Origin of the sequence: Pseudomonas syringae group sp. J248-6, assembly GCF_032586995.1 — a bacterium.
GTDB classification, from domain to species: domain Bacteria; phylum Pseudomonadota; class Gammaproteobacteria; order Pseudomonadales; family Pseudomonadaceae; genus Aquipseudomonas; species Aquipseudomonas amygdali.
The window spans coordinates 44,877-51,556 of the sequence record NZ_JAWHOP010000003.1 but is presented as its reverse complement, the minus strand read 5'-3'; the positions used below and the strand labels follow the sequence as shown (position 1 = coordinate 51,556).

Below are 6,680 nucleotides of genomic sequence, written 5' to 3'. Positions count from 1 at the left end.
GTATTGCCGTTCCGCACGCTCCGCGTGGGAATGCCGTGCGTGACGCTCTGCGTCACAGATGTGTGCCGCGCCGCAAATGCAAGATTGGACGCGGAGCGTCCAGAACGGCGTACCGACTCAGAGCGTCGGCACGATAGTCATCTAAAGGCTTATGGATAACGCGGAGCGTATCAAGGCTTCAGCCCGCTACCAGTACCCGGATCGCTTCCAGGCGCAGGGCTGCTTTTTCAAGCATGGCCAGGCCTTGTTCGCGCTGGGTGCGCAGGGCGACCAGTTCACTGTCGCGTACGGTCGGGTTGACCGCTTGCAATGCCGTCAGGCGAGCCAGTTCCTCTTCAGTATCGGCTGCCAGACGGCGCTGTGCTTCGGCCACGCGTTCTGCGTGTCTAGGGGTGATTTTCTCTTCGCCCGCATTGATTCTCGGGGTCAACTGGTCACGTTGTGCCTGGATAAACTTGTTGGCGCTGGCACGAGGCACGCTTTCGAGCTGATCGTTGAGGGTGTTGAACGACACACGGCTCGACAGATCGTTGCCATTGGCGTCGAGCAGGCAACGCAGCGCGGCAGGAGGCAGGTAGCGCCCCAGCTGCAACGAGCGAGGAGCAACCACTTCGCTGACGTAGATCAGTTCCAGCAGAACAGTGCCCGGCTTGAGCGCCTTGTTCTTGATCAGCGCCACGGCGGTGTTGCCCATCGAGCCTGACAGCACGAGGTCCATGCCGCCCTGAACCATCGGGTGCTCCCAGGTGATGAACTGCATGTCTTCGCGAGACAGCGCCTGATTGCGGTCGTAGGTGATGGTCACGCCTTCGTCGTCGCCGAGCGGGAAGCTGGCGTCGAGCATTTTCTCGCTTGGCTTGAGGATCAGGGCGTTTTCCGAATGGTCCTCGCTGTCGATGCCAAAGGCGTCGAACAGGGTTTCCATGTAGATCGGCAGGCTGAACTGGTCGTCCTGTTCCAGAATGGCTTCAACCAGCGCTTCGCCTTCGCCGGCACCGCCGGAATTGAGTTCCAGCAAGCGGTCGCGACCGGTGTGCAGTTCGCTTTCCAGACGCTCACGCTCGGTGCGGGCTTCGTCGATCAGGCCTTGCCACTCATCGTCATCACCGCTTTCCAGCAGCGGCAGCAGGCGCGGGCCGAACTGATGCTGCAGGGCGTTGCCGGTCGGGCAGGTATTGAGGAACGCATTGAGCGCCTCGTGATACCACTGGAACAGGCGTTCCTGTGGGCTGGTTTCCAGGAAAGGTACGTGCAGCTCGATGGTGTGTTTCTGGCCGATCCGGTCCAGACGTCCGATACGCTGCTCCAGCAGGTCCGGGTGCGATGGCAGATCGAACAGCACCAGATGGTGAGAGAACTGGAAGTTGCGGCCTTCACTGCCGATTTCCGAGCAGATCAAGACCTGAGCGCCGAATTCTTCGTCTGCAAAATAGGCCGCCGCGCGGTCGCGCTCAAGGATGTTCATACCCTCGTGGAAGACCGTGGCTGGAATGCCGGAACGTACGCGCAGCGCGTCTTCCAGGTCCATGGCGGTTTCGGCGTGGGCACAGATGACCAGCACCTTGACGCGCTTGAGCATTTTTAGCGTGTCTATCAGCCAGTCGACGCGTGGGTCGAAGCGCCACCAGCGCTCTTCTTCGCTGACTTCCGACTGCAACTGGAAGCTGACTTCCGGGTAAAGATCGGCGTGTTCGCCAACCGGCAACTCAAGGTATTCCACAGGGCAGGGCAGCGGGTATTGATGCAGCTTGCGCTCCGGGAAGCCCTGCACGGCGGCACGGGTGTTGCGGAACAGCACGCGGCCGGTGCCGTGACGGTCCAGCAGTTCGCGAATCAGGCGCGCCTTGGCTTCGTCGTCGCCGGTATTCACAGCTGCCAGCAGGGAATCGCCTTCGGCACCCAGGAAGCCATGAATGGTTTTCTGAGCCGCAGCGGACAGCTTGCCCTTATCAAGCAGCTCCTGAACGGCCTGAGCCACCGGACGGTAGTTCTCGCTTTCGGCGCGGAAGGCCTTGAGGTCGTGGAAGCGGTTCGGGTCCAGCAGGCGCAGGCGGGCGAAGTGGCTGTCCTGACCCAGTTGCTCCGGGGTCGCGGTCAGCAGCAGTACGCCGGCAATGACTTCGGCCAGTTGCTCGACCAGCGAGTATTCGCGGCTGGCCTTGTCTTCGTGCCAGACCAGATGGTGCGCTTCGTCGACTACCATCAGGTCCCAGCCTGCCGCAAACAGGGCATCCTGGGCTTTTTCGTCTTCGACCAGCCATTCCAGGGCAACCAGTGCAAGCTGGGTGTCTTCGAACGGGTTGCCTGCATCGCTTTCCATGAAGCGCTCGGCGTCGAACAGTGCGACCTGCAGGTTGAAGCGGCGACGCATTTCCACCAGCCACTGGTGCTGGAGGTTTTCCGGGACCAGAATCAGCACGCGGCTGGCGCGGCCCGACAGCAGTTGGCGATGGATCACCAGACCGGCTTCGATGGTTTTGCCCAGACCCACTTCGTCGGCCAGCAGAACGCGCGGCGCGATACGGTCCGCGACTTCGCGAGCGATGTGCAACTGGTGGGCGATAGGCTGTGCCCGCACGCCACCCAGGCCCCACAGAGAGGACTGCAATTGGCGGCTGGTGTGCTCCAGCGTGTTGTAGCGCAACGAAAACCAGGACAACTGGTCGATTTGGCCAGCGAACAGACGGTCGGTAGCCAGGCGGAACTGGATGAAGTTCGACAGCTGGGTTTCCGGCAGTGTCACCACTTCGTTCTGCGCGTTCAGGCCGTGGTAGACCAGCAGGCCATCGACATCGTCGACTTCGCGTACGGTCATCTTCCAGTTTTCGAAATGTGTGATCACATCGCCTGGGGAGAAGCGCACGCGGGTCAGCGGCGCATTACGCAGTGCGTACTGACGTGTTTCGCCAGTGGCCGGATAGAGCACGGTCAACAAGCGGCCGTCCTGTGCCAGAACGGTGCCTAAACCCAGCTCGGCTTCGCTGTCACTAATCCAGCGTTGCCCCGGTTGATACTGCTGCGCCATGCTGCCTGTCTCCCGCTTGAAAAAGCTGAGTATGTTAACGGAACGCGCACCGAAGGCCAAAGGCAGCGTGAAAAAACTCATCGTCAGCGCTGATAACCCATCGAATTTTTAGTTCCATGACACTAATTTCACTGTCAGCGGTCGAAAAAGATCTTATAAACATTTGCTGACTATTTTAGCCCGGTTCAAGTTGCCTCGTGCACGGCCGACACCCCGGTAAGAGGAGATAAAACCATGCTGCAACCTATGCTTCCGTTAAGTGTGGTGCCTGTGACATCACAGATGGACCCGGCCAAACGCATACCGGATATCCCGCCTGTCGCACCGGTGCAGCAAAGCTCCAACGAGACTTCCATCGACCTGCGCAACGAAGATGCCGAACGCAGCGGCTTGTTGTTGCGTGAAGAACAGCAGCGTCAGCAACAGCAGCAGGGTCGAACCTCTGAAGAGGCCGAGGAATATCAGGGGCTGGTCGTTCCGGGGGATTCTCTGAACGCTGACAACACTGTCCCTGTGGTACCGCTCATCGACGACGAGCCGCGCCAGGGCCTCTGGGTGGATATTCAGATCTGATAAGCGGGAAAGCCCGGTTCTTCGCTGGTCATGGCCGCTGCGATTAAGCATTATTGGCACTGATTTCCAGTGTTCGAGAGCGGCAAGCCATGAGCGACGATGAAAAATTGATCGACCTGGGCGCAGAGCGCGCCAGGCGCGTTCACGATTTGAACGACAAACGCCTCAACGAAGTGCGCAATGCCTTCGAACAGGCAATGCCTTTAAGCAGCAAAAAGCCAAAGAAAAAGCCTAAAAAACGCTGATACTCCCTTTCTGCATCATTGATCTGGATCAAGGTGCCTCCGTGCAACCACGTTTAACCTGATGCCATCGAATACGGCGCAACACGACGACCAGCCAGTCGTCGCCAGCGCAGTATCGGCGGCACAAAAAAGAACGACTGGCCAGGGCCAGTCATTCTGTCAGTGAGCACGCAAGGCATTTCGGGCGACCCAGGTCGCCCTTTTTTTCGTCCGTATTTCAGTCCAGGCCTTTAGGCCACTGTTTTTGCGCCGGCATGAGTCAGGTTGTAGGCTTGGGCTTCTTCGGCTGTTTTCACGTCCCGGTTATAGCTCGGCGACCAGGCGGTCAGCGGTGATTTCTGGGTGAAACTGACGTTACTGCCGATGTCTTTGAAGTGGGCGTCGCCGTAGTCATCCAGCACGCCGGAGTTACTTGCCTTGTTGGAAACATCTACGCCTTTTGCGAAATAGTTGGACTGCGACAGAATCGTTGCATCCCCCGTCGCAGTGAAGCCGAGGTGGAATTTGTCGATGGAGTTGTTGTACACATGAAATTGTCCGTGACGCATCAGGCCTGGGGCCCGGACATCCAGGTTGCTGAAGACGTTGTTGGCAATGGTCATCTGCGGATAGCCCTTGTAGGCGGCTTTGGCAGCCGGAGAATCATCGGGCTGGCCCAGAATCACCCCATATTCGTTGTTCTGAAACTTTGAATTGGTCAGGCTGACTTTATCCGCCGTCCCGCCCACGTAGAGCAGCTTATCCAGCCCTTTGGGGTTCTGATCCTTGGTGCCGGTGTAGGTGTTCTGATCGATCCAGTACTTCTTGCCGTTGCTGATGAACATCTGCATGTCACCGTTTTCACGGTAACGGCTGTCGTGGTTGAAGTTGAGGTTCTGGAAAATATCGTTGCTCGCGGTTTTGCCACTGGCCAGATAGATGTTGTGCAGAGTGTTGCCCTTGTCGGTGCCCAGCAGGGTTTTGTTGGCTCCGAAATTGATGGTCACTTTGCTGTCGGCAGACAGGTTAGCTCCCAGACGCACCGTACGGGCGGTGTCGTCTTCCATATTTTCCTTGAGTTCCGCCACGGTATTCACAGTGACCACTTGGCCGCCGTTACCGCCGGTCGTGCCAGCGTCTTTGGCGAAACCCACAATGCCTGACATGTCCGCGCCCGGGCCGTGTGCGGCCGGTGTGGCGGGTTTTGCTGCTTTGACTGTGTTATCCGGCGTGGCGATGGTGGCCGTCGAGGTTTTCGGCAACGCAGGGTCATGGACCACTGCTGGTTTTACCGCATCGGGCCTGGTCGGTGTCTTGTCTGGAGGGACACTGCTTCGCTCGGCGGTGCGAGGGGCTGCGTGTGACGGTGGTGTTTGTGAAGGTGCTATTTGTGAAGGTGCAGCGGGCGTCGGCTCTGTATTTTTTTGCAGTGATACAGGTTTTTCTGATGGGTGATCGTTCTGCACCACAAAGGGTTTTTCTGCGTTGCCCTGAGGCGTCGAAGGCGACGATGAGGAAGAGGGCGATTGAGCGAGCGTCGGTGTCTGTTCGCGTTGAGTCTGTGCAGGCGGTGTAGCGTCCTGTTGCTGATTGCCGCGTAAAAGAGAGAACAGTTCCTTGAGGAAGCTACGAATGGCTGCCACCAGTTTGTTCAGTACCTGCTCACCGTTACCGCCCAGCATGTTTGAAGACGCGCTTGTATCAGTCGGCTGGACTCTGGAGCTTAGTGTGTTCAACGAGGAGTGCGGGCCGTTGGCCTGTTGTATCAGGCCGAAGTCGATCAGGTTGCTATTGTGGCCCGGCTTGATGCCCTGGCCTTGCGACTGCGCTTGATCAGTCTGTGCAGTGGCATCCTGCGCAGGAATCCCGGAGACGGGGTAATAGTTTCTGTTGATCATATTCATGGCTGATTTCCCCGCCTGTGGGATGAACAATTCGTGATCCGGATAGAGAGTGCCGCTGGTTTCCTGAGTGGAAAGCGCAGGAAAGCAGTTCCGGATGCATCATGAATTTTTTGTTCAAGCCACTGGCGAGTCTGGCGTACGCATTGTGTGGCGCACGCCCATGCGCGGTATCAGCCGAAGGTGATCTCGGGCAATACGGTCAGGTCGACGGTCTGCTGCTTGCGTGGGGCGAGGATCTCGGCTTCGCCGTCCACAACCAGCTCATCGTTCTGATTGAAAACGCGGGTTGCGATGCGCACTCGGAACTTTGGCAGTTTTTCCAGGATTTCCAGGCGCACAGTCAGGGTGTCGCCCAGTTTTACCGGTTTCTGGAAGGTCATCTGCTGACCGATGTAAATGGTGCCCGGCCCAGGCAGCTCGCACGCAACGGCCGCACTGATCAACGCGCCACTGAACATGCCGTGAGCGATGCGCTCCTTGAACATGGTCTTGGCGGCGTATTCGGCGTCCAGGTGAACCGGGTTGTGGTCGCCGGACATGGCGGCGAACAGTTGAATGTCACGCTCTTCCACAGTCTTGCTATAGCTGGCGGTCTGACCGACTTCAAGGGCTTCGTAAGGCGTGTTGGTGACTTGAGTCATGTGGCTGTCCTGACAATAAAAATGGATTGAAGCGGGCCGGTTCGTGCAATCCGACTTAGCCTTGATTTGTAACACTTGATGACCTGCCGCCGCCATTGCGCGGACAAGATCATTCAGACGCTTGCCGGGGCTGCCCGGATCACATTCAAGGCAAATAATAAGCGAATGTCATGAGAATACTGCTGTTGCGGTATCGAGAGCCTGTTGATTAGCGGGCCGCCTGCAATTGGCAGTGTATCGTCGTCGGCAGATTTCAGTCTGAACGGAGGCAAGATTCATGCTGCTGATGACGCTCGGCCGATTATTTGCCTGA

5 protein-coding genes are annotated in these 6,680 nt (G+C 58.0%); 2 read left to right on the top strand and 3 right to left on the bottom strand.

Translation table 11 applies throughout. The annotated features are described in order from the left end of the window. Positions 1-178: 178 nt before the first annotated feature. Complete coding sequence (rapA, locus tag RYC17_RS04545) at positions 179-3,025, bottom strand: RNA polymerase-associated protein RapA (protein WP_316902587.1); 2,847 nt, start codon at positions 3,023-3,025, stop codon at positions 179-181. A gap of 234 nt (positions 3,026-3,259) precedes the next feature. Here rapA and RYC17_RS04540 point away from each other — a divergent pair, with 234 nt between their 5' ends. Both RYC17_RS04540 and RYC17_RS04535 read left to right on the top strand, forming a co-directional pair. After that, on the top strand, positions 3,260-3,598 hold the full coding sequence (locus tag RYC17_RS04540; protein ID WP_316902586.1) for an aspartate-semialdehyde dehydrogenase: 339 nt from the start codon (positions 3,260-3,262) through the stop codon (positions 3,596-3,598). A gap of 89 nt (positions 3,599-3,687) precedes the next feature. Further along, a complete protein-coding gene (locus RYC17_RS04535; RefSeq protein WP_005743242.1) occupies positions 3,688-3,843 on the top strand; it encodes a hypothetical protein in 156 nt (51 codons plus the stop codon). Positions 3,844-4,073: 230 nt separating this feature from the next. On the opposite strand, the gene RYC17_RS04530 is transcribed toward RYC17_RS04535, so the two are convergent. Both RYC17_RS04530 and RYC17_RS04525 read right to left on the bottom strand, forming a co-directional pair. Beyond that, a complete protein-coding gene (locus tag RYC17_RS04530) occupies positions 4,074-5,726 on the bottom strand; it encodes a type III helper protein HopAK1 (protein ID WP_122280407.1) in 1,653 nt (550 codons plus the stop codon). A 170-nt stretch (positions 5,727-5,896) separates the two neighbouring features. Next, a complete protein-coding gene (locus RYC17_RS04525; protein WP_005743244.1) occupies positions 5,897-6,367 on the bottom strand; it encodes a MaoC family dehydratase in 471 nt (156 codons plus the stop codon). Between the last annotated feature and the right edge of the window lie 313 nt (positions 6,368-6,680).